Source organism: Nitrospirillum bahiense (genome assembly GCF_007828025.1).
GTDB lineage: Bacteria > Pseudomonadota > Alphaproteobacteria > Azospirillales > Azospirillaceae > Nitrospirillum > Nitrospirillum amazonense.
The window spans coordinates 1-21,796 of sequence record NZ_VITO01000006.1; the positions used below are offsets into that span (position 1 = coordinate 1).

16 protein-coding genes and 1 riboswitch are annotated in these 21,796 nt (G+C 68.8%); of the genes, 8 read left to right on the plus strand and 8 right to left on the minus strand.

The features are described from left to right. The first annotated feature begins 146 nt into the window (after positions 1 to 146). Positions 147 to 257: riboswitch (TPP riboswitch) on the plus strand. Positions 258 to 429: 172 nt separating this feature from the next. Both thiC and FBZ88_RS10010 read left to right on the plus strand, forming a co-directional pair. Further along, complete coding sequence (gene thiC / locus FBZ88_RS10005; RefSeq protein WP_246138598.1) at positions 430 to 2,283, plus strand: phosphomethylpyrimidine synthase ThiC; 1,854 nt, start codon at positions 430 to 432, stop codon at positions 2,281 to 2,283. Positions 2,284 to 2,447: 164 nt separating this feature from the next. Then, on the plus strand, positions 2,448 to 3,092 hold the full coding sequence (locus tag FBZ88_RS10010; protein WP_145616688.1) for a glutathione S-transferase family protein: 645 nt from the start codon (positions 2,448 to 2,450) through the stop codon (positions 3,090 to 3,092). 19 nt (positions 3,093 to 3,111) lie between these two features. Here the strand turns inward: FBZ88_RS10010 and FBZ88_RS10015 are convergent, their stop codons facing one another. Further along, entirely contained in the window at positions 3,112 to 3,789 is a 678-nt protein-coding gene (locus FBZ88_RS10015) for a TetR/AcrR family transcriptional regulator (RefSeq protein WP_145616689.1), read from the minus strand. A 78-nt stretch (positions 3,790 to 3,867) separates the two neighbouring features. Here FBZ88_RS10015 and FBZ88_RS10020 point away from each other — a divergent pair, with 78 nt between their 5' ends. Next, complete coding sequence (locus FBZ88_RS10020; RefSeq protein WP_145616690.1) at positions 3,868 to 5,016, plus strand: FAD-dependent oxidoreductase; 1,149 nt, start codon at positions 3,868 to 3,870, stop codon at positions 5,014 to 5,016. Here the strand turns inward: FBZ88_RS10020 and FBZ88_RS10025 are convergent. Genes FBZ88_RS10025 through FBZ88_RS10035 form a run of 3 tightly spaced genes read right to left on the minus strand, consistent with a single transcriptional unit; the run spans position 5,002 to position 9,167 of the window. Beyond that, the gene (locus FBZ88_RS10025) at positions 5,002 to 6,153 is read right to left on the minus strand and encodes a glycoside hydrolase family 99-like domain-containing protein (protein ID WP_145616691.1); all 1,152 of its coding nucleotides are present in this window, start codon (positions 6,151 to 6,153) and stop codon (positions 5,002 to 5,004) included. The two genes, FBZ88_RS10020 and FBZ88_RS10025, sit on opposite strands and share 15 nt — an antisense overlap. After that, a complete protein-coding gene (locus FBZ88_RS10030; RefSeq protein WP_145616692.1) occupies positions 6,150 to 7,631 on the minus strand; it encodes a glycosyltransferase family 9 protein in 1,482 nt (493 codons plus the stop codon). The genes FBZ88_RS10025 and FBZ88_RS10030 overlap by 4 nt, the downstream gene beginning before the upstream one ends. Before the next feature lie 15 nt (positions 7,632 to 7,646). Beyond that, on the minus strand, positions 7,647 to 9,167 hold the full coding sequence (locus FBZ88_RS10035; protein ID WP_145616693.1) for a glycosyltransferase family 9 protein: 1,521 nt from the start codon (positions 9,165 to 9,167) through the stop codon (positions 7,647 to 7,649). Positions 9,168 to 9,358: 191 nt separating this feature from the next. Here FBZ88_RS10035 and FBZ88_RS10040 point away from each other — a divergent pair, with 191 nt between their 5' ends. Further along, positions 9,359 to 11,299, plus strand: coding sequence for a tetratricopeptide repeat protein (locus tag FBZ88_RS10040; protein WP_186464313.1), 1,941 nt, complete (start codon positions 9,359 to 9,361; stop codon positions 11,297 to 11,299). Positions 11,300 to 11,401: 102 nt separating this feature from the next. Here the strand turns inward: FBZ88_RS10040 and FBZ88_RS10045 are convergent, their stop codons facing one another. Then, a complete protein-coding gene (locus FBZ88_RS10045) occupies positions 11,402 to 11,908 on the minus strand; it encodes a TIGR00645 family protein (protein WP_145616695.1) in 507 nt (168 codons plus the stop codon). Positions 11,909 to 12,022: 114 nt separating this feature from the next. Continuing rightward, positions 12,023 to 12,787, minus strand: a complete 765-nt coding sequence (locus FBZ88_RS10050; protein WP_186464314.1) for an EF-hand domain-containing protein — start codon at positions 12,785 to 12,787, stop codon at positions 12,023 to 12,025. 436 nt (positions 12,788 to 13,223) lie between these two features. Between FBZ88_RS10050 and FBZ88_RS10055 the strand changes: the two genes are divergently transcribed. Both FBZ88_RS10055 and FBZ88_RS10060 read left to right on the plus strand, forming a co-directional pair. Continuing rightward, on the plus strand, positions 13,224 to 14,156 hold the full coding sequence (locus FBZ88_RS10055; RefSeq protein WP_246138599.1) for an MlaA family lipoprotein: 933 nt from the start codon (positions 13,224 to 13,226) through the stop codon (positions 14,154 to 14,156). Between the two features lie 205 nt (positions 14,157 to 14,361). After that, a complete protein-coding gene (locus FBZ88_RS10060; protein WP_145616697.1) occupies positions 14,362 to 14,937 on the plus strand; it encodes a MarR family winged helix-turn-helix transcriptional regulator in 576 nt (191 codons plus the stop codon). Positions 14,938 to 14,975: 38 nt separating this feature from the next. Here the strand turns inward: FBZ88_RS10060 and FBZ88_RS10065 are convergent, their stop codons facing one another. Beyond that, the gene (locus FBZ88_RS10065) at positions 14,976 to 16,295 is read right to left on the minus strand and encodes an acetyl-CoA hydrolase/transferase family protein (RefSeq protein ID WP_145616698.1); all 1,320 of its coding nucleotides are present in this window, start codon (positions 16,293 to 16,295) and stop codon (positions 14,976 to 14,978) included. Positions 16,296 to 16,657: 362 nt separating this feature from the next. Between FBZ88_RS10065 and FBZ88_RS10070 the strand changes: the two genes are divergently transcribed. Then, a complete protein-coding gene (locus FBZ88_RS10070) occupies positions 16,658 to 17,239 on the plus strand; it encodes a hypothetical protein (protein WP_145616699.1) in 582 nt (193 codons plus the stop codon). Between the two features lie 75 nt (positions 17,240 to 17,314). On the opposite strand, the gene dnaE is transcribed toward FBZ88_RS10070, so the two are convergent. After that, positions 17,315 to 20,809, minus strand: a complete 3,495-nt coding sequence (gene dnaE, locus FBZ88_RS10075) for a DNA polymerase III subunit alpha (RefSeq protein ID WP_145616700.1) — start codon at positions 20,807 to 20,809, stop codon at positions 17,315 to 17,317. A 176-nt stretch (positions 20,810 to 20,985) separates the two neighbouring features. Between dnaE and FBZ88_RS10080 the strand changes: the two genes are divergently transcribed. Next, positions 20,986 to 21,768, plus strand: coding sequence for a hypothetical protein (locus FBZ88_RS10080; RefSeq protein ID WP_145616701.1), 783 nt, complete (start codon positions 20,986 to 20,988; stop codon positions 21,766 to 21,768). Positions 21,769 to 21,796 lie beyond the last annotated feature (28 nt).

Consider the following 21,796-nt stretch of genomic DNA (forward strand, 5'->3'; position numbering starts at 1 on the left):
GCAATCGATGGCTTCCTATGAATCATCCTTCTACGGCGAAGGCTACACGCTTATGCCAGCTCCGCTGTCAACCAGCGCTTCAAGCGATTGCCCTGCCCCATTTTCCCACCCATTGACACCCGTGCCCCAGGGCGCGCACAGTGCGGCCTTCGTTCCAGGGGTGCGCCGGAGGGCGCTGAGATCCGCGGAGAGACGCGGGGACCCTTTGAACCTGATCCGGATCGTACCGGCGTAGGGATGGGAACAGGGGCCTTCGCGTATCTACCCGCCAACGGGATCACACGCGCATCCGCCCTGTAGGCCGCGAACCGCAAGCGGCCGTCTTCCTTCCTCCCCATCGTCGTTGCCCCGGGTTGGCGACATGTGACGTGCCGGACGCATCAGCGGCCAGAGAGCCAAGGGCGCCGGACTACGGAGGAGCACGACCCTATGCCCGACACCCTGACCCCGGCCGCGATTCCGGGAAGCGACGGCTTCGCCGTCACCACCGGGCCCCTGCCCGCCTCCCGCAAGGTCCACATCCCGGGCACCCTGCACCCCGACCTGCGCGTGGCCATGCGCGAGATCGACCTGAGCCCCAGCGCCAATGAGCCGCCGGTGCGCGTCTACGACCCGTCCGGCCCCTATACCGACCCGGCCGTGACCACCGACATCCGCCTGGGCCTGGCCGAGCTGCGCCGCCCCTGGGTCGAAGGGCGGGGCGATGTGGAGCGCTATGACGGCCGCGCCATCAAGGCGGTGGACAACGGCCTGAAGGAAGGCGAGAGCAGCCCCGTGCCGGTGTTCGACCGCGCCGGCCGCCTGCCCCTGCGCGCCAAGGAAGGAAAGGCCGTCACCCAGCTGGCCTACGCCCGCGCCGGCATCGTGACGCCGGAGATGGAATACGTCGCCATCCGCGAGAACCTGGGCCGCCAGGCGCTGAAGGAACAGCTGGAGCGTGACGGCGAAAGCTTCGGCGCGGCCATCCCCGACTTCGTGACGCCGGAGTTCGTGCGGGATGAGATCGCGCGCGGCCGCGCCATCATCCCCAACAACATCAACCACCCGGAATCGGAGCCGATGGCCATCGGCCGCAACTTCCTGGTCAAGATCAACGCCAACATCGGCAATTCCGCCGTCACCTCCTCCGTCGCGGAAGAGGTGGACAAGCTGGTGTGGTCCATCCGCTGGGGCGCCGACACGGTCATGGACCTGTCCACCGGCCGCAACATCCACACCATCCGCGAATGGATCATCCGCAACAGCCCCGTGCCCATCGGCACCGTGCCCATCTACCAGGCGCTGGAGAAGGTGAACGGCAAGGCGGAGGACCTGACGTGGGAGGTGTTCCGCGACACCCTGATCGAGCAGTGCGAGCAGGGCGTGGACTATTTCACCATCCACGCCGGCGTGCGCCTGGCCCACATCCCCCTGACGGCCAAGCGCGTCACCGGCATCGTCTCGCGCGGCGGGTCCATCATGGCCAAGTGGTGCCTGGCGCATCACAAGGAGAACTTCCTCTACACCCGCTTCGAGGAAATCTGCCAGATCATGAAGGCCTATGACGTGGCCTTCTCGCTGGGCGACGGCCTGCGGCCCGGCAGCATCGCCGACGCCAACGACGCCGCCCAGTTCGCCGAGCTGAAGACCCTGGGCGAGCTGACGCAGATCGCCTGGAAGCACGACGTGCAGGTGATGATCGAAGGCCCGGGCCATGTGCCCATGCACAAGATCAAGGAGAACATGGACCTGCAGCTGAAGTGGTGCGGTGAGGCGCCGTTCTACACGCTAGGGCCGCTCACCACCGACATCGCCCCGGGCTATGACCACATCACCAGCGCCATCGGCGCCGCCCAGATCGGCTGGTTCGGCACCGCCATGCTCTGCTACGTCACGCCCAAGGAGCATCTGGGCCTGCCCGACCGCGACGACGTGAAGGTGGGTGTCGTCACCTACAAGATCGCGGCGCACGCGGCCGACCTGGCCAAAGGCCACCCCGCCGCACGGCTGCGCGACGACGCGCTCAGCCGCGCCCGGTTCGAGTTCCGCTGGCGCGATCAGTTCAACCTGTCGCTGGATCCGGAAACGGCGGAGAAGTTCCACGACCAGACCCTGCCCGCCGACGGCGCCAAGCTGGCGCACTTCTGCAGCATGTGCGGGCCGAAGTTCTGCTCCATGAAGATCAGCCAGGAGGTGCGCGACCTGGCAGGTGTGGAAGGCAGCTTCGTGGAAGCCGAGAGGGGCATGGCGGAGATGTCGGAGGCCTTCCTGGCCCAGGGTGCTGAGATTTATCACACGCCCTGAGGCACGCATCCCGGGTTCAGCATTCCGAAGTCCGTTCAATCCCCACCGGTACCCCGCCGGTGGGGATTGTCCTTTGTGCCGGGCCGTGCCCTGATGCGCGGCCACGGGTTCAGACAGGCACGGGTTCAGACAGGCACGGGTTCAGACAGGGAGGATCGCGGGCGATGATCACCGTCTTCGGCGAAGGAAGGGGCTTTCGCGTCGTCTGGCTGCTGGAGGAAATGGGGCTGCCCTATCGGCTGAGGCCGGTGGATCTGCTCGCCGGCGTCGAGAATGATCCGGAGTACCTGGCCATCAACCCGGCCGGCTTCATCCCGGCGCTCCAGGACGGCGATGCCACCCTGGTCGAATCCATCGCGATCATGGAATATCTGATCGCGCGGTACGGACCCACGCCGCTGGCGCCGGCCGCGCACGATCCCGCCTTCCCTGCCTATCAGCAATTCCTACACCTGGGCGAAGCCGGCCTCGCCGCGTCGATGTACTTCGTCGTCGTCAGCCGCAACCTGGCGCCCGAGGCGGAGCGCCGGAACTGGGGCGCCCTCAAGGCGCTGGAGGTGTTCGAGAGCCGGCTGCGGCTGGTGACGCGCCAGCTGGCGCGCGCGCCCTACATGGCCGGCGAGATATTCACGGCGGCCGACATTTCCGTGACCTACGCGCTTGAGTTCGCCCAGCGGGCCGGCGGCTACACCCTCAACGAGGCGCAGCGCGCCTACATCGCCCGCACCAGCGGCCGCGACGCCTATCGGCGGGCCATGGACACCTGCCAGGCCACCAAGGCCTGGGCCGCCGCCGCGATGGCGTCGTGATCTTCCGCCGGGGAGCCGCCTATCGCACCGTCCCGATGCCGGCCAGGATGAGGTCGATGCCGGCCAGGAACTGGTCTCGGTCATCGTGCGCCGCCAGCTGCGGCGCTACCTGGCGCAGGAAGGGATAGTCGGCCGGATCCAGCCGCGCCCATCCCCCGGCGATGTCCGCCAGCGCCGCCGAGCGATCCGTCCCCGGCGCCTGCAGGCGCGCGTTCGCCGCGTTCTGCCCGGCGGCGCCGAAGATATAGGTCACCAGCGCCGACCAGGCGTTGAACCACGCCCCCTCCGGCACACCCAGCGCCCGCACCCGCCCGCCTATGGCCTCAAACACCCGCAGCGTCGCCGGCTGCCACGGCGCGCGGGAGAACTGGGCGCCCACCCAAGGGTGCGCGTCGATGGCGTCGAACATGCCCAGGGCGATCACCCGGATGGCCTGGCGCGGGCCCGCGCCATCGGCTCCCACGCCGGATATCGCCCCTGCCATGGCTCGCGTGACGACATGGTCGGTGGCCGCCGCCAACAGCGCCTCCTTGTCGGCTACATGCCAGTAGATGGCCCCGCTGCCCGTCGCCAGGCGGGCCGCCAGCGCGCGGAAGGTCAAGGCGCCCTCGCCGCCTGCGTCGAGGATGGCGATCGCCGCCTCCACGATCCTTTCCCTGGAAAGCGCGTCCGCGCGGCGGTCAGTCCGTTTCGTCATGGGATCATCTTGACATTCATGGAACGGCGTTCCAATTAATATTTATGGAACATCGTTCCAGTCCTTTGAGGAAGCAAGATGACACCCGTCACCATCGTCGGCGCCGGCCTGGGCGGTCTCACCCTCGCCCGCGTGCTGCATGTCCACGGCATCCCCGCGATCGTCTATGAGGCGGAGGCGTCGGCCGGCGCCCGCGCCCAGGGCGGCATGCTGGACATCCATGAGCGGGACGGTCAGCTGGCGCTGAAGGCCGCCGGCCTGTTCGACCGCTTCAGCGCCCTGATCCATCCCGGTGGGGAGGCGTCGCGGGTGCTGGACCCCCAGGGCGCCGTGCTGATGGACCAGCCGGACGACGGCAGGGGCGGCCGGCCCGAGGTGCTGCGGGGGGAGCTGCGGCGCCTGCTGCTGGACAGCCTGCCGGCGGAAACCGTCCGGTGGGGCCGGAAGCTCACCGGCGTCACGACGCTGGGTGACGGGCGGCATGAACTGACCTTCACGGACGAGGCCCGCGTGACCACCGGCCTGCTGGTCGGGGCCGACGGCGCCTGGTCCAAGGTGCGGCCGCTGCTGTCGGACGCCACGCCCGCCTATGTCGGGGCCACCTTTATCGACACCTACCTGTTCGACGCCGACGCGCGATATCCGGCGACGGCCCAGGCGGTGGGCGGCGGTGGGATGTTCGCGCTGACGCCCGGCCAGGGCATCTTCGCCCATCGTGAGCCTGGTGGCCCCCTGCACGCCTATATCGGCCTGAGGCGGCCGGCCGAGTGGATCGCCGCCATCGACTTCGATGACGCGGCGGCCGCGAAGGCCCGGCTCGCCGCCGAGTTCGACGGCTGGGCGCCGGCCCTGACCGCGCTGATCACCCACAGCGACACGCCGCCCGTGCCGCGCCTGCTCCATACCCTGCCCAACGACCACCGCTGGGACCGGGTGCCCGGCGTGACGCTGCTGGGCGATGCGGCGCATCTGGCCCCGCCGGCCGGCGAGGGCGCCAACCTGGCCATGCTGGATGGTGCCGAGCTGGCGCAGGCCATCGCGGCCCATCCCGGCGATATCGAGGCGGCGCTGGCCGCTTATGAATCCGTGATGTTCCCGCGCAGCGCGGCGGCGGCGGCCGGCGCGCACCGCATCCTGGACCTCTGCCTGGGCGACAGCGCGCCCTTCGGCTTGCTTGACTTCTTCGCCGGCGCCTTCGCACGCCGGGATGCCTCAGGGGAAGGCTGACAGCTCGTCCTCGATCTGGCGGCACAGGGCAGCGATGGCGTCGTAATCCACGCCGGACGTGCGGCCGGGGGTGGGTTCGCCCACCCGGGTCAAGGCGACGTAGCCGCCCTGGCGGATGCCGTTGGCGGTCTCATCCAGCACGGTGCTGCCGAACTGGGTGGTGGGCTCGATCTGGCTGCGCTGGCGCCAATGGTTCCAGCTGTCGATGAAGACCAGCCGCTCCGCTTCCGGGAAATGCTGGGCGACATGGACCATGGCCCCGGCCAGGAAGCGGCGATAGAGCACGGAGCTGGTGCTGGCCAGCAGCGTCGCCCCGCCCAGGGGATGGTCGGGCCAGTCGGCGTAGTCCAGCACCACGCGGGGGAAGACCTTGCCCCGGCTGGCGCGGTCCACCATGCGGCTGTTCACGAACTGCGCATAGCTCATGATGGTATCGTCGAACATGCCGCCGTCAGCCTGCCCCGCCTCCGCCTGCAGGAAGGTATAGCCGTTCAGCAGCTCCGCCGGTTTGCAGGAGCGCCACTGCGCCGGGCCGGGGTCCAGCAGGGCGTCGAAGCCGGCATCCAGCAGGCCGCCGCGCGCCTCCGCCGCCGTGGCGACGAGGTAGAGGCCGCCCAGGCCGGCGGCCACGGCCGCGTGGCGCAGCAGGGCCGCCGTGCCCGCCGGGTCGGGCAGCGTATAGGGCTCGTTCACCACCAGCACCTGGCGGCCGTCGGCCAGCAAAGGGCTGAAGCCGGCGATAGCCGCCATCAGCGCGGCGGCATCGGAAGCCGGGTCGCCCACCGGCGCCGGCGTCCAGCGGAAGGCCAGGCCGAAATCGTCATCGCACCAGACGTCCAGGCATTCCGCCCCTGTGAGGTAGCTGCCCTCAAACCGATGACAATCCAGGACGAAGCCGCCGATGCCGGTGGCGCGCGCCACCGCCACCACCCGGCCGGCGCCGGCCGCGTCCGCCAGATCGTAGCGCCCCAGCGCCTTGCCCGGTTGCAGCAGTGGGCTGTGATGACGGCGGGCGGGGTAGGCGTCCAGCGCCCGCGCCCAGGGATCACCGCTGCCCAGCGCCTGCCACAGCGGGCCGGACGACTGAAAGCGGGCGTCGAAGAAGGCCAGGACGCGCAGGTTCAGGGGCGGGGTCATGCCGCATCTCCTCTTTCACGGACGGGGGTGCCATAGGCCTCCGCCGTCACCTCCAGGATGGCGGCCACCAGGTCGGCGGGCGCCGGGTGGTTCCCGCAAACCGGCCTCTCATCCAGGGGGCAGGCCTTGTAGCCGCCGCAAGGGGCGCAGGGCAGCGCCGGCGTGGGCAGACGATAGCCCGCACGCCGGGGGGCGTCGGAATTGCCGGGGAAGGTGGGACCGAACACCGCCACGGTGGGATGGCCCAGGATCTGGCTGGCGAAATGCAGGGGGAAGCTGTCGACGCTGACCACGACGTGATGCTGGCGGATCAGGGCCGCCAGCCGGTCGGTGCTGCCGGCCGTGGCCGGCGTGGCGCCGTCCGCCGCCAGCGCCGGGGCGTCCAGCACGGTGACGGCGCAGCCCAGGCGCACCAGGACGCGGACCAGCGCCCGGGCTTGGGCACCGGGATAGGCCTTCAGGGGCCAGCCGCCCGACAGCTGCATCAGCACCCGCAAGGGCGCCGGCGGCAAGGTACAGCGGCCGGCCTTCACGGGCGCGCGGCGGTAGAGCGTGTCGTCCAGCGTCGCCACCGGATCGCCCAGGGCGAAGCGCGCCTGGTCCACCAGGTTGAAGGGCGTGCGGGAATAGGATTTGGAGAAGCGGCAGTAGACCATGAAGGTCCCGGCCCGCACCCCGGGGTCGATGTGCGCCAGGCTGTCCAGGTAATAGCGGCCGTCCGAAACCTCGCCCGTACGGCTGACCGGCGGCATGTCCAGCACGATAGGCTCCAGCCGGTTGCCACAATCCTGGAAGATGTCGAGATAGTCGCGGCAGACCACCTGGCGCTGGAAGGCCAGCTGCCCCGCCGGCACCAGGCGGGAGGCCAGGCTGAAGAACAGCACGTCGCCGGCATGGCCCGGGTGGTGGGCGGCGAAGGGCAGCCGGCGCCAGTCCGCCCGCGTGCGGATCAGCCGCACGGCATCGGCGCATTGCGTGCGCCAGGCGGCCAGGTTGTCGCCCAGGATATAGCCCTGGGCGGTGATCTTGGGCAGCGGAGCCAGCGGCTTCAGCGGCGTCTGGCGCCGGGGCACGATCTGGCCAGTCAGTTGCGACAGCAGCTGCGCGTCCGTCGCCGCGCGGTTGGCGGACAGCAGGCACAGGAAGCGGCCCAGGCCCTGGTGGAACAGGGCGCGCGGCAGGACGTAGGCGACGGGAAAGGTCTCTGCGTCCGTCAGCACGCTGGGGCAGCGCAGGGTGTCGCCGCCGCGCAGCAGGTCGGCCAGCCGGGCGCCGCGCGAGGCCAGCAGCGGGTTGCTGACCACCACCGCATCGGCCCCGGGCACGCGCGTCAGGGTGCGGCGCGCCACCTCCCACACATAACGGCCGGGGGGTGAGGTGGCGCTGTCCAGCAGTTCCCCCCGCGATAGCTCGCCCATGGAGTAGCGGAAGTCGAACGCCTCCATCCGTCCATCGGTGATCGCGACGCCGCCTAGCATGGTCCCTGCCCCTTCCTACGCCGCGTTGTCTTGGGCCGCGTCGCCCAGGCCCAGGCCCAGGACGGAGGCCGGGCCGGCGCCGTAGACCTCGGCGGCCACCTCCAGGATGGCGGCCACCAGCTGGGCCGGGTGCGGCTGGTTGGCGCAGTCGCGGGTCATCAGCAGGGGGCAATAGTCCAGGCAGCCGCAGGGGCCGCAGGGCAAGGCGGGGGCCGGCAGGCGGTAGCCCGGGCGCCGGGGCGCGTCGGAATTCCCCGGGGCGGTGCAGCCGAAGATGGCGACGGTGGGATGGCCCAGGATCTGGCTGGCGAAATGCAGGGGGAAGCTGTCGACGCTGAGGAAGACGTGATGGTCGGCCAGCAGGGCCTTCAAGGCGCTGGTGCTGCCGGCCGTCACCACGGTGGCGCCGTCGGCCGCGGCGTCGGGCAGGTCGATGACGGTGACGACGCAGCCCAGGTCGACCAGGGCACGGATCAGCACGCGCCTGTCCCTGTCCGGATAGGTCTTGAGGTCCCAGCCGCCGGTCAGCTGCATCAGCACCCGCACGGGCCCGCCGGGCGGCAGGGGTGCCGGGCGGTGCTGGACGGTGGGCGCGCGGACATAGAGCGTGTCGGCGAAGGTGGCCACCGGGTCGCCCAGGCTGAACCGCGCATGGTCGATCAGGTTGAAGGGTGACTTGGCGTAGGCCTTGGAATAGCGGGAGAAGACGATGAAGGTCGTCTCATCCGTGCCCGGCGGCAGGTGGGCCAGGCTGTCGATGAAATAGCGGCTATCGCCCACGTCGGTGTTGCGCGGCGCCGGCGGGATGTCCAGCACGATGGGCGCCAGCCTGTTGCCGCAGTCCTGGAAGATATCGAGATAGGCGCGGCACACAACCTGGGACTGGAAGGCCAGGTGCTCGTCCGGCACCAGGCGCGAGGCCAGGCTGAAGAACAGCACGTCGCCGGCATGGCCGGGGTGGTGGGCGGCGAAGGGCAGGTCGCGCCAGTCGTGCCGCGTCCGCATCAGCTTCACGGCGTTGACGCACTGGACCAGCCAGGCCTCCAGGTTGTCGCCCAGGATGAAGCCCTGGGGCGTGCTTTCCGGCAGGGAACCGATGGCGCGCAGGGTGGTGGGCCGGCGCGGCACGAAACCGCCACCCGTCAGGCGTGACAGCAGCTGGGCGTCGGCGGCGGAGCGGCTGACCGACAGCAGGCAGAGGAAGCGGCCCAGGCCCTCGTCCAGCAGTCGGCGCGGCAGGATATAGGCGATGGGGAAGGTGCCCTCGTCCGTCACCACGGCCGGGGCGGGCAGCAGCCCGCCGGCCAGCACCAGCTTGGCCAAGCGGCTGGCGCGGATGGGCAGGATGGGGTTGCCGACCACCACGGCGTCGGCGGCCGGACAGGCGGCCAGGGTGCGGCGCGCCACCTCCCACACATAGCGGCCGGGGGGCGTGGTGGCGCTGTCCAGGATGTCGTTGGGCGTGAGCACGCCGGTGGAAAAGCGGAAGTCGAAGGACTCCACCCCGCCGGCCGTTATCGCCAGACTGCTCAGCATCGCCGCCCCCACGGATGAGCCAGCACCCCCGCCCCCGGGCGGCGCCGGCAAAAATAGATTCAATTTTAGCTACACGGACGGGGCCGCCAAAGCAGGCGCGGTATTTGCGCAAGGGGCGGCCGCCGCCCCGCCGGTGGTGGGCCGCCCGGCTTGCCGCCACAGTGGGAGGATGGGGAAGCGGGGGCGGCGACATGACGGCGGTATCCAAGGAACGTTTGATGGTGTCGCCGGAGTTGGCGGCCCTGTTCGGACAGGCGCAGCACCATGACCGCGCCGGCCGCCTGGATGAGGCGGAAAGGCTGTGCCGGCTCATCCTGCGCCGCCTGCCCAACGAGACCGCCGTGCTGCACCTGCTGGGCGTCATCCTCTGCCGCACCCGGCGCCTGGTGGAGGGGGCGGAGATGCTGGCCGGCGTGGCGGCGGCCCAGCCCGGCAACATCCCGGCCCTGCGCGCCCTGGGCGACGCCTTCCATGCCCTGGGCCACCTGGCCGACAGCATCATCGCCTACCAGCGCATCCTGTTCCTGCAGCCGGGCGACGCCGACGCGCACCTGCGCCTGGGCCTGTCGCGCCAGGCCCTGGGCCAGTTGCCCGGCGCCATCGCCGCCTTCCGCATGGCCGCCGCCCTGAAGCCCGCCGACGCCGACATTCGCGTCACCCTGGGCATGGCGCTGGAGGCGGCGGGCGACACGGCCGCCGCCCTGGCCGCCTATGCCGACGCCATCCGCCGCGACACCGACAACGCCCCCGCCTTCCTGGGCCTGGGCAATGCGCTGGCCGACCAGGGCCGCGCGGCGGAGGCCATGGCCGCCTACGCCCGCGCCCTGCACCTGGCGCCCGACTGGCCGGACGCCCTGACCAACCTGGGCCTGGCCCTGCAGGCCGATGGCCAGCTGGACCAGGCGCTGGCCCTGCACCGCCGCGCCGTCCAACTGGCCCCCGACGCCGCCAACGTGCATGTCAATTTGGGCACCGCCCTGCAACTGGCGGGACAGGGGGCGGCCGCGGTGGGCAGCTATCGCCGTGCCGTGGCCCTGGCCCCCGGTGACGCGACCGGCCTGTCCAACCTGGGCCAGGCCTTGGCGGAGCAAGGCCAAGTCTCGGAGGCGTTGGCCATCCACGACCAGGCGGCCGCCCTGGCCCCCGACAACGGCGTGGTGCGCTTCAACCAGGCGCTGGCCTGGCTGCTGGCCGGCGACTATGCACGGGGCTGGCCTGCCTACACCTGGCGCTGGCGCGGCGGGGTGGATGAGTTGGCGGACCGGGGCTTCGCCGTACCCGAATGGCGGGGGGAGGATCTGGCCGGCCGCACCCTGCTGGTGCACGCCGAGCAGGGCCTGGGCGACACCCTGCAATTCGTGCGCTTCCTCAGCCGCCTGCCCGACGATGGCCGCGTCGTGCTGGAAGTGCAGCCGCCCCTGCTGGCCCTGCTGCGCAGCGGCCTGGCGCCCAGTGATGTGGACGTGGTGGCGCGGGGACGCCCCCTGCCCGCCTTCGACCTGCATGTGCCGCTGATGAGCCTGCCGGCGGCGCTGGGCATACAGGAGGCCGCCGGGCTGGCGATGCCGGCGCCCTACCTCGCGGCCGAGGCTGATCGCGCCCGCGCCTGGGCAGGGCGGTTGGGTGCGGACGCCCTCAATGTCGGCCTCGCCTGGTCTGGCAACCCCAGGCATCGGGCCGACCGGCTGCGCAGCATGCCCCTGGCCGACCTGGCGGGCCCCCTGGCGGCCCTGCCCGGCGTGACGCTGTGGCCGGTGCAGGCCGATCGCCGGCGGGGCGACGAGGAGGTGCTGGCGGCCCTGGGCGTGGCTGATGTGGCGTTGGATGGCTTCACCGACACCGCCGCCCTGGTGGCGGGGCTGGACCTGGTGATCACCGTGGACACGGCGGTGGCGCACCTGGCCGGGGCGCTGGGCCGGCCCGTGTGGCTACTGCTGCCCTACGCCCCCGACTGGCGCTGGCGCCTGAACAGCCGAGACACCCCCTGGTACCCGACCACCCGCCTGTTCCGGCAAGAGCGGCAGGGCAACTGGGCCCCCGTCATCCGCCAGGTGGTGGCCTCCCTGAAGGCGCAGGAATCGGCACGCCCGGTCCTCGACACCCCCAGCGGCACGCATCCTGTGCCGCTGTAGGCCCCGACCGGGGCCGCCGGAGTTTTGCGGGTAACAACGTGGACTGCAAAATGAGGATAGCCAAAGGCCCGGATGGGCCTGCCGGCGCCTGAGGAACCCGTATTAATGCCCCAACTTGTGGGCCTTTTCCGTCAGGTAATCCATCAGGGCCAGCAGCACGCCGGACGCGACGAACACCACGTGGATGACGGTAGACCACATCAGGTCGCGGTCGCTGTAGTCGCCGACGCTCATGAAGGCGCGCAGCAGCTGAATGCCGGAGATGGCGACGATGGAGGCGATGAGGCGCAGCTTCAGCCCGCCGAAATCGACCTCGCCCATCCATTCCAGGCGGTCGTGATGGCTGGCCACGCTGATCTTGGAAACGAAGTTCTCATAGCCGGCGAAGATCACCATCAGCACCAGGTTGGCGATCAGCGACAGGTCGATGAGCGACAGCAGGCCCAGGATGATCTCATGCGAGGTGGCGCTGGCCAGATGGTTGATCAGCTCCCACAGCTCATGGACGAAGCCCGCCAGGGGCAGCAGCAGGGCGACCACCAGGCCAAGATAGAGGGGGGCGAGCAGCCAGCGGCTGGCGAACAGCACGCTTTCGATCCACCGGTCCATGGGCGTCCTTCCGAAGGGCGACCGCCCGGCGGGCGGCCAAATGCTTGATCGGCGACGACATTACCCGATTCCGCCGGCCGATTTCGACCGCCTTCGTCGAGAGGGTACAGGGACCTACATCCCGCCGGGACCGCCACCCCCCATGCCGCCGCGACCGCCGCCATGCCGGCCGCCACCGCCCATGCCGCCACCAGGACCACCCCGGCCGCCGCCACCCGGTTCCTGCACCGTCAGGTCGACCTTCTCGATCTCCTCGATGGTCAGTTGGCCGTCATGGTTGGCGTCGATGACCTCGAACAGGGCGCGGGCGTAGGCGCGGAACTCATCGCGCGTCACGCGGAAATCCAGGTTGGTGTCGGCCGCCATGATGGGGTCGACCCCACCCCGGCCGCCGCCGCCTATGCCCCCACCCATGCCGCCCCGCCCGCGACCGCCACCGGGAGGGGCGTCAGGCGACGCACCCTCGGGACCGGCGCCTGGCGCGTCGCCGGGTCCCCCCCCGCCAGGTTCACCATGGGGGCCGCCCTCGGGGCCACCATGCCCCATCAGGGCCATGCGATCCGCCCGCCGCACCTTCTCCAGCTCGGTCACGTTCAGGGCGCCGTCGCCGTTCAGATCGTAATGCGTGAAGACGGCGTCGGCCTCGGCCTGGAACTCCTCCCGCGACAGCTTGCCGTCTTGGTTGGTGTCCACGCGGTTGAACCAGGCGCGCAACGACACCTTGGCCGCGTCCTCCGACGTGGTGCGACCCAGCGTCTGCCCCAGGGGCGTGGTGACCGTGTAGAAGGTCTTGTGGCTGGAACACGCCGCCGTCAGCGCCAAGATGCCCAGCAGGGCCGGGCGAATCAGGGTGCGGCGACGTGCTGGGTGGCGATGCATCGGGTGTTCCTTCATGTTGCGCGCAACGCGCTGTCTTGAAACCGCCCCGGCCCCGTCGCCCCCCGGGGCGGCACGGGGACGCCGGCACCGGACCGGCGCTGGTAACCGGCCCTTGCACGCTTGAGGCCCCGCAAACTGTCGGGCTTCGGGCCGCAATGCAGACCATCCGCAGCATGATTTGGCCTGCCCCGTTGGTAAACAAGGCTTTTACAACGCCCCCTAAATGGCAAAGCCGCCATGCGCGCGCGGCAACAGGGGCCCCGATTTTCTCATTTTTGCCGGGCGGGCGCACCGTTATGGTTAAGTCGGTGGCGGCGAGACAGGTTCGCGCCGTCCCATCCGCATTGAGCGGGGCGCGCACGCCCCGTCCAGTCGGCATCCCACCCCTCCGGCCGGTTCCGGCCGTTCCTATCCCGCTGCTGGAGGCATCCCCCCGATGCTGCGTCCCGGTTTCCCCGTCGCTTCCACCACCGTTCCCGCCCGGTCCCGCCGGCGCCTGGGCCTGACGGCCGCCGCCCTGCTGGGCATGCTGGCCCTGCCCGTGCTGTTGCCCGCCGGCGCCCATGCCCAGGACACCCAGCCGCAGCCGCCGCAGGCGGCGGTTACGCCTGACGCCCCGGCGCCGGACGGTGACGGCGCCCGCACCGAGGTGGCCGAGGCCAAGACGGCGGAGGCGCGCGCCGCCATCGCCGCCTCCCAGGAAGAGGACGCCAACGACCCGCTGGAGGGCATGAACCGCGCCATCTTCTGGTTCAACGAGGGCGTGGACACGGTGCTGCTGCGCCCCGCCGCCAAGGTCTATCGCACGGTAATGCCGGACTTCGCCCAGACGGGCATCCGCAACGTGCTGTGGAACCTGCGCTCCCCCCTGACCCTGGCCAACAAGCTGTTGCAAGGTGACTGGGACGGCGCCGAGGTCGCCACCGAGCGCTTCCTCATCAATTCCACCATTGGGCTGGGCGGCCTGATCGACGTGGCGGGTGATCACGGCCTGACCTACGAGTATGAAAGCTTCGACCAGACGCTGGCGGTCTGGGGCGTGCCCGAAGGCTTCTATCTGGTGCTGCCCGTCCTGGGCCCCTCCACCCTGCGTGACGCCGTGGGCTTCGGTGTCGAGGCTTACGGCGACCCCGTGTCGCGCTATCTCAGCAACACCCACGACGATTGGGCCAGCTACACCCGCGCCGGCGTCTATGCCGTCGACCTGCGCGCCCAATACCTGGACGTGCTGGACGACATGAAGCGCAACAGCGTGGACTATTACGCCACCATGCGCTCGCTGTACCGCCAGCGGCAGAACAACTACATCCGCAACGGCAAGGTGGACCCGGACCAGTTCCCGTCCATCCCGGACTACGACAGCAAGTAAGCCCTCCCGTTCGGATTAGACGCGTAATCCTCAAGGCCTGGTGCACGGTTCGTCCCGCGCACCAGGCCTTGTGCATTTGGGCCCGTGGTGCCAAGGTCATTGTGATCACAAGCTTGCGGAAGGGGCGCGGCCAGCGCCCCTGCCCTGGCTTCGTGGGAACAAGACCCCCCGAAGACGGGGTCGCGCACGAGGAACAGGACCCACCATGCCCCTTCCCCGCCCGCAGCCGATGGCGCTGCCGGTCAGCAACCTGACCCTGGACATGGCCCCCCCGGATATGGGCCCCAAACTGGATATGGAGCGCTACGTCCCGGCCTTCCTGAATTCCATCGCCAACAAGCTGTCCAGCGGCGCCTCGCGCCTGTACTTCAAGCACTTCGGCATCGGGGTGGTGGAGTGGCGCATCATCGTCCACCTGGTGGCGGAGCCCTGGTGCACCGCCGCCCGCATCTGCCAGATCATCGGCATGGACAAAGCCGCCGTCAGCCGCAGCTACGCCCTGATGGAGGATCGCGGCCTGATCCAGTTCCGGCCGGCGGAGCCAAGGGGCCGCGAGGCCGCCCTGACCGTGGCCGGCCGCGACCTGCACGACCGCATCCTGGTCATGGCGCTGGAGCGGGAGCGGCGCCTGCTGGCCGACCTCAGCCCGCGCGAGGTCGACACCCTGATCAACCTGCTGGGCCGCCTGCAGGCCCGCATCCCCCACGTCAACGCCTACGACCCCACGCCGGAGGAGATCGGCCTGCCGGCAGGGGCCGGGGAGCCGGCCCAAGCCTCCTGAGGGCCTTTTAGCACGCCCGGGGTCAAGCACCCCCGGGGTCAGCACCCGTGGGCGGCGGCGTGCGCCGCCCGTTCCAGCCCCTCGCGGAAGTCGGGGTGGGCGATGCCGATCAGCGCCCGGGCCCGCTCCGCCAGCGTCAGGCCGCGCAGGTTCACCACGCCGAATTCGGTGGCGACGTACTGGACGTCGTTGCGCGGCGTCGTCACCGGCCCCGTCAGTCGCGGAACGATGCGCGAGGCGGTGCCACCGGCGGCGGTGGAGTGGCAGGCGATGATGGACTTGCCGCCCTTCGAGGCCGAGGCGCCGCGCACGAAGTCCAACTGCCCGCCCGCGGCGCTGTACTGCCAGCCGGCGAGGCATTCCGAGTTGCAGGCGCCCTGCAGGTCGATCTCCAGCGTGGCGTTGACGGAGACCACGGCGTCATTCCGGGCGATCACCGCCGGGTTGTTCACATAGTCCACCGGCTGCGCCTCGCAGTCCGGGTTGCCGTCGAGGAAGTCGTACAGCGCCCGGTCCCCCATGGCGAAGGTGAACACCGTCCGCCCCGCATGGATAGCCTTGCGGCTGTTGTCGACCGCACCCCGGCGCATCAGCTCCGCCAGGCCGGGAGTCATCAGTTCGGTGTGGATGCCCATGTGCCGGCGGTCGTGCAGGGCGGCGCACACGGCGTCGGGCAGGGCACCGATACCCATCTGCAGACAGGCGCCGTCCCCCACCAGATCCGCGATCAGGCGACCTATGGCCCGGTCATTGTCCCTGATCTTGGCGGGCGGCACTTCCAGCAGGGACACCGGGTTCTCCACCAAGGCGGTCACGCGGTCCAGGGGAATGCGGCAATTGCCCATGGTCCGCGGCATGGCCGGGTTCACCTCCAGGATCACCTGGCGGGCACTCTGCGACACGGCCAGGGCATAGTCGGTGTTGGTGCCCAGGCTGAAGCAGCCGTCCGAATCCATGGGCGCCACGGTGGTCAGCAGCACATCCACGTCCACCTGCCGGCTGAGGACGTGCGGCGCCTGGCTGAAGGCGGTGGGGATGAAATCCACCACCGGCAGGCCGTTCGCCCCCGCCTCCTTGTCCAGCGCGCGTTCCAACCCGCCGTGGAACAGGCTGACCGGCCGGACCCGGTGGCGCAGGTCGGACCGCAGGATCGGGGCCGCGTTGGCGAAGGCCAGCAGGTAGTAGAGCGAGAGGTCGCCCACCTGCCCAGCCTCGGCCCGCCGGGCCAATGCGCGCAGCAGGGCCGGCGGCTGCGACACGCCCAATCCCATGGCAATGCGGGAACCGGAGGGAATCAGGCCCACGGCCGCCTCCGCCGCCATGCGGCGCGCGGCATAGGCCTCGGCATATGGTCCCATTTCATCCTCCCGTCCGGCTTGTTCGGATCATCCTGGCATGAAGCCCGGCCGGCGCCACCCCGTTTTCACCGGTCCCCGCCACCCGGCCAGCCACTGTAACAAACAAGCCCCATCACCATCCAGATTCGGCCCAATCGCGGACACAATCCGGCGGCACAAGTAACCGCAGGGCAAACTTGAGTATTATCCACGCCCACGTAGAGAACCACTAAGTTTCACCGAGACCGGACCCTGATCCCGGTTGATGGCGCCGCCTTCCTGCCGCCCTGGGCATTGCGGGAACCTTCCCCTGGTCTTTGGGGTTTAGGCACACGCGGCGCGCCCCATGCGGGTCCGGCTGATCGAAGACGAAGGAGATGGACATGCGGATGCATTTGCTTGCGGCCACGCTGTTGGCCACCGGTCTGATCGGCGGCACGGCCCTGGCCCAGACCGCCGATACCCCGGCCACCGGCCCGAACGACACGATTTCCCCGCCCGAGGCCAATTCCCCGCCGCCCGCCCCCATGGGTGACGAGGGCATGATCGGCCCGGCGACCACCACCACGACCTCTTCCCAGTCCTACAGCACCGAGAGCCACACCTACATCGTGCGGCCCAAGGGCATGATCTCGACCGGCACCGGCAAGGTGAACACCGCCATGAAGCCGGGCGACACCGTGCCCAAGCCCACCTGCCTGGAGGGCACGGAGCCGCGCGTGTGGACCGCCCCGGTGGTGTTCGGCATGCCGCAGGGCAAGGGCCGGGTGGAAGGCATCGACACCTGGGTCGAGAACCAGGGCGGCCAGTGGGTGATCAAGTCGGCCATGCGCGCCGGCGAAGGCGACGCCCCGGTCAGCGCCAAGGGCCAGGGCGGCTGGGTCGAGGTCAGCACCATGTGCGCCCTGCCCGGCGTGACCGACAGCCAGCGTGACGCCGGCGCCATGCAGGGCGCCATGAACTAAGCGTGGCCCATGTCTGACGCGTCTGACGCGTGAAGGGCGGTTCCCAGCCGGGGGCCGCCCTTCTCATATGCGGGATCAGATATCCTGGACGTCGATGACGCCGGGGATGGAGCGCAAGGCGGACCGGCTGGCGCTGCTGATCTGGTAGGCCTGGGGCAGGACCAGTTCCACCTCCAGCCGGTCGATCTCCACCATCAGGTGGATCTTGCCCCGGCCGGCGGGCAGGCGCTTCAGTACCGTCTGCAGGCCTTCCACCGGCGCCTGGTCCTTCAGCGTCACCCGCAGGCCGGACGCGACTTTGGCGACCTCGTCCTCCAGCAGTTGCACGCCGCTGCCGGTCAGGCGCAGCTCCTCTCCATTCTGCTGCACGTCCACCGTCATCAGCACGGCCTTGCCCGGTTCCAGATGCTCGCGCGCCGGGGCCAGCGCCTCGGAGAACAGCGTCACCTCGTAGACGCCGGAGGCGTCCGACATGCCGATGAAGGCGAAGCGGTTGCCGCTCTTGGCCGTCCGCTCCTGCCGGGCGACGACGATGCCCGCCATGCGGAAGCGGGTGGAGCCGCCGCCGCGCGCCACGATGCCGGGCAGGTCGGCGAAACGCACCACCTTCAGCTTGGCCAAGGGGGCGGCGAAGGCATCCAGCGGATGGGCCGACAGATAGAAGCCGATGGCCTCGAACTCGTGCCGCAGCTTTTCCAGCGGTTCCCAATCCACCACGCGCGGCAGTTCCGGCGCCTTCAGCGGGGCGGACGCGCCGAACAGGCTGTTCATGCCGCTCTCGCGCTCCGCCGCCTCGGCCTGGGCGTAGCGCAGCATGATTTCGATGGCGGAATGAACCTTGTGGCGGTTGGGCACCAGGCTGTCGAAGGCGCCGGCGGCGGCCAGGTTTTCCAGCTGGCGCTTGTTGATGACCTTGTTGTCCAGGCGGCGGGCGAAGTCGAACAGGTCGCGATAAGGGCCATTGGCGTCCCGCTCCGCCACCACCGCCGCCATGGCCGGCCCGCCCACACCCTTGACCGCCGCCAGGGCGTAGCGCACGGCGCGGTCGCCATTGGGCAGGATCTCCACGCGGAAGATGTCGCCAGAATGGTTGATGTCCGGCGGCAGCAACTTGATCTTCAGCCGGTCCAGTTCCTGCCGGAACTGGTTCAGCTTGTCGGTGTTGCCCAGATCCAGCGTCATCGACGCGGCCATGAACTCCACCGGGTAGTTGGCCTTGAGGTAGGCCGTCTGGTAGGCGACCAGGGCGTAGGCGGCGGCGTGCGACTTGTTGAAGCCGTAGCCGGCGAACTTGTTCACCTGGTCGAAGATCAGGCCCGCCTGTTCCGCATCCACCCCGCGCGCCGTGGCGCCGTCGACGAACTTGGAGCGTTCCTTCTCCATCTCCTCCTTGATCTTCTTGCCCATGGCGCGGCGCAGCAGGTCGGCGCCGCCCAGGCTGTACCCGGCCAGTACCTGGGCGATCTGCATCACCTGTTCCTGGTACACCATGATCCCGAAGGTCTCCTTCAGGATGGGCTCCAGCGAGGGATGCATGTAGTCGGGCTCCTCTTGCCCGTCCTTGACCTTGATGTACTTGGGGATGTTGTCCATCGGGCCTGGCCGGTACAGCGAGACCAGCGCGATGATGTCCTCGATGCGGTTGGGCTTCATGCGGCGCAGCACGTCGCGCATGCCCGAACTTTCCAGCTGGAACACGCCTGACGCCTCGGCCCGACCCAGCAGCCTGTAGGTCTTCTCGTCGTAGAGGTCGAGGTTCAGCAGGTCCAGGTCGGGATTGCGCGGCCGGATCAGCTCCACCGCCTTCTGCAGCACGGTCAGGGTCTTCAGGCCCAGGAAGTCGAACTTCACCAGGCCGGCCAGTTCCACATACTTCATGTTGAACTGGGTGACCGGCATGTCCGACCGGGGATCGCGGTACAGCGGCACCAGCTGGTCCAGCGGGCGGTCGCCGATAACCACGCCGGCGGCGTGGGTGGAGGCATGGCGGTACAGGCCTTCCAGCTTCAGCGCCACGCCGATCAGGCGGTCCACCGTCTCATCCTGGCGGCGCATCTCCTGCAACAGCGGCTCGCCGTCCAGCGCCTCCTGCAAGGTGACGGGGTTGGCCGGGTTGTTGGGCACCATCTTGCAGATACGGTCGACCTGGCCGTAGGGCATCTGCAGCACGCGCCCCACGTCGCGCAGCACGGCGCGGGCCTGCAGCTTACCGAAGGTGATGATCTGGGCCACGCGGTCGTGGCCGTACTTGGCCTGGACGTAGCGGATGACCTCGTCGCGGCGGTCCTGGCAGAAGTCCACGTCGAAGTCGGGCATGGACACGCGTTCGGGGTTCAGGAAACGCTCGAACAGCAGGCCGAAGCGGATGGGGTCCAGGTCGGTGATCAGCAGCGACCAGGCAACCAGCGAGCCGGCGCCCGAGCCACGGCCCGGCCCCACGGGGATGCCGTTGTCCTTGGCCCACTTGATGAAGTCCGACACGATGAGGAAGTAGCCGGGGAACTTCATCCGTTCGATGACGGACAGCTCGTAATCCAGCCGCTCGCGGTAGCGCTTCTCCGTGTCTGCCTTCTCCTCCTCCCCCATCTCGGGCGTGAAGACATAGCGGGTCAGGCGGAAGGTCAGGCCGTCGTGCGCCTGGGCGCGCAGCTCCTCCGCCTCCGTCCGGCCTTCCACGGTGGGGAAGTTGGGCAGGATGGGGTTGATCTTGCGCGGCATGTAGGCGCAGCGCTGGGCGACCACCACCGTGTTGTCCACCGCCTCCGGCAGGTCGGCGAACAGCGCCCGCATCTCCTGGGCACTCTTGAAATAGTGGTCCGGCGTCAGGCGGCGGCGGTCGTCCTGCATGATGAAGGCGCCGTCGGCGATGCACAGCAGGGCGTCGTGCGCCTCGTACATGTCGGCGGTGGCGAAGTAGCAGTCATTGGTGGCGACCAGGGGCAGGTCGTGGGCGTAGGCCAGATCGACCAGCGCGCCCTCGATGCGCTGCTCCGCCCGGCCGATGGCCGTATCCTTGTCATGCCGCATCAGCTCGACATAGAGGCGCCCCGGGAACAGACGCTTCAGTTCCAGCAGCAGCTCCGTCGCGGCCGGCGCCTGGCCCTCCAGCAGCAGGCGCCCTACCCCGCCATGGATGCCGCCAGTCAGCGCGATCAGGCCGTCGCTATGCCCGTCCAGCGCCGCCATGGACACCTGGGGCTCCAGCCCCGGCTCCGTCTCCATGTACGCCTTGCTGATCAGTTCCATCAGGTTGGCGTAGCCCGTGGCGTTCTGGGCCAGCAGCACCAGCTGGTCGGCGCCGAAAGTGCCGGGGCGCTGCGGCCCGCGCGTGGTCGCGGCGGGGCCCCAGCGGCCGATCCACATCTGGCAGCCGACGATGGGCTGCACGCCCGCGTCCGACGCCGCCATGGCGAATTCCAGGCTGCCGAACAGGTTGCCGGTGTCCGTCACCGCCACCGCCGGCATGGCGTTCTTGGTGCACAGCTTCACCAGTTCCTTCACCTTGATCGCCCCCTCGGACAGCGAGTAGGCGGAATGGGTGCGCAGGTGGATGAAGCCGGGATGGGACATGGGGAAACGTTCCGCGTAAGGGCCAAGGTGGCACTCTACGAAGGCGGCAGAGGGTGAGTCATCTGTTCGATGAACCGACGCAGGCCTTGAGGCACGTTATAACAAGTTTAGGCATTTATAGTGAGAATCCGCTATAAATGCCTAAACTATCGCTAGATAAGCCTTGGATACAAACCATGCCAAAGTTGACCACGAACCAAATTAAATCGCGGGTCCGTCAATTGCTCGGTGAGGCTCCGGATGGAATGCGATGGAGCGAGGTGGCAAGAAAAATAGAGACCGAATCGCCCGAGACCTCGCCCAATACAATTCAGGGTAGCATCCAAAGCCTTTTTAAAGAAGCCCGCGATATTACAAAAATCCGGCGTGGCGTCTACGTGCTCATCGAGCCCCCCGGAGAGGAAAGCGGTCCGGAAACAACAGATACAGTTGTTGCAGTTCCGGCTGGACCTGGAGCAGCCATCGAAACCGTCCTGCGTGAAGATGCTTTTTACCAGCCCTTCGCAGACTGGCTGAAGGAACTAGAAGAAGTGACGTACGCCGCAGCCATAGGCGGCAATGCATTAGGCGGAAAATGGGGAACGCCTGATGTTATTGGTGTATTAAAGCCCAAAAAGGCGGATCTAATTAAATTTGATCTCCAGATTATCACTGCCGAAATAAAAATAGACCCCAGCCAGCCGGTGGTCGCGTTTGGCCAGGCTATAGCGTATCGCCTTTTTTCACATCGATCATTTATCGTCGTGCCAGATATAATTGGAGCAGACAATTATGATCGACTTGAGGCACTTTCTATTCTTTATGGAATTGGATTAGTGACATTCAAACCTGACCCACGTGAGCCGAAATTTTCGCTCAGGGTTCGGGCACAGACAATTCAACCTGACATGTTTTACGTCAATCAGATGGCAAAAAGACTCCATGACTATTCTGCCAATATATTCGAAAATCTATTCTAGGAATTTTAATGTGACGCTTGGCACAAAC

Bases quoted from the DNA above. Each gene is read 5' to 3' on its own strand.
- thiC (WP_246138598.1), top strand. From the start codon at position 430: ATGCCCGACACCCTGACCCCGGCCGCGATTCCGGGAAGCGACGGCTTC.
- FBZ88_RS10010 (WP_145616688.1), top strand. From the start codon at position 2,448: ATGATCACCGTCTTCGGCGAAGGAAGGGGCTTTCGCGTCGTCTGGCTG.
- FBZ88_RS10015 (WP_145616689.1), bottom strand. From the start codon at position 3,789: ATGACGAAACGGACTGACCGCCGCGCGGACGCGCTTTCCAGGGAAAGG.
- FBZ88_RS10020 (WP_145616690.1), top strand. From the start codon at position 3,868: ATGACACCCGTCACCATCGTCGGCGCCGGCCTGGGCGGTCTCACCCTC.
- FBZ88_RS10025 (WP_145616691.1), bottom strand. From the start codon at position 6,153: ATGACCCCGCCCCTGAACCTGCGCGTCCTGGCCTTCTTCGACGCCCGC.
- FBZ88_RS10030 (WP_145616692.1), bottom strand. From the start codon at position 7,631: ATGCTAGGCGGCGTCGCGATCACCGATGGACGGATGGAGGCGTTCGAC.
- FBZ88_RS10035 (WP_145616693.1), bottom strand. From the start codon at position 9,167: ATGCTGAGCAGTCTGGCGATAACGGCCGGCGGGGTGGAGTCCTTCGAC.
- FBZ88_RS10040 (WP_186464313.1), top strand. From the start codon at position 9,359: ATGACGGCGGTATCCAAGGAACGTTTGATGGTGTCGCCGGAGTTGGCG.
- FBZ88_RS10045 (WP_145616695.1), bottom strand. From the start codon at position 11,908: ATGGACCGGTGGATCGAAAGCGTGCTGTTCGCCAGCCGCTGGCTGCTC.
- FBZ88_RS10050 (WP_186464314.1), bottom strand. From the start codon at position 12,787: ATGCATCGCCACCCAGCACGTCGCCGCACCCTGATTCGCCCGGCCCTG.
- FBZ88_RS10055 (WP_246138599.1), top strand. From the start codon at position 13,224: ATGCTGCGTCCCGGTTTCCCCGTCGCTTCCACCACCGTTCCCGCCCGG.
- FBZ88_RS10060 (WP_145616697.1), top strand. From the start codon at position 14,362: ATGCCCCTTCCCCGCCCGCAGCCGATGGCGCTGCCGGTCAGCAACCTG.
- FBZ88_RS10065 (WP_145616698.1), bottom strand. From the start codon at position 16,295: ATGGGACCATATGCCGAGGCCTATGCCGCGCGCCGCATGGCGGCGGAG.
- FBZ88_RS10070 (WP_145616699.1), top strand. From the start codon at position 16,658: ATGCGGATGCATTTGCTTGCGGCCACGCTGTTGGCCACCGGTCTGATC.
- dnaE (WP_145616700.1), bottom strand. From the start codon at position 20,809: ATGTCCCATCCCGGCTTCATCCACCTGCGCACCCATTCCGCCTACTCG.
- FBZ88_RS10080 (WP_145616701.1), top strand. From the start codon at position 20,986: ATGCCAAAGTTGACCACGAACCAAATTAAATCGCGGGTCCGTCAATTG.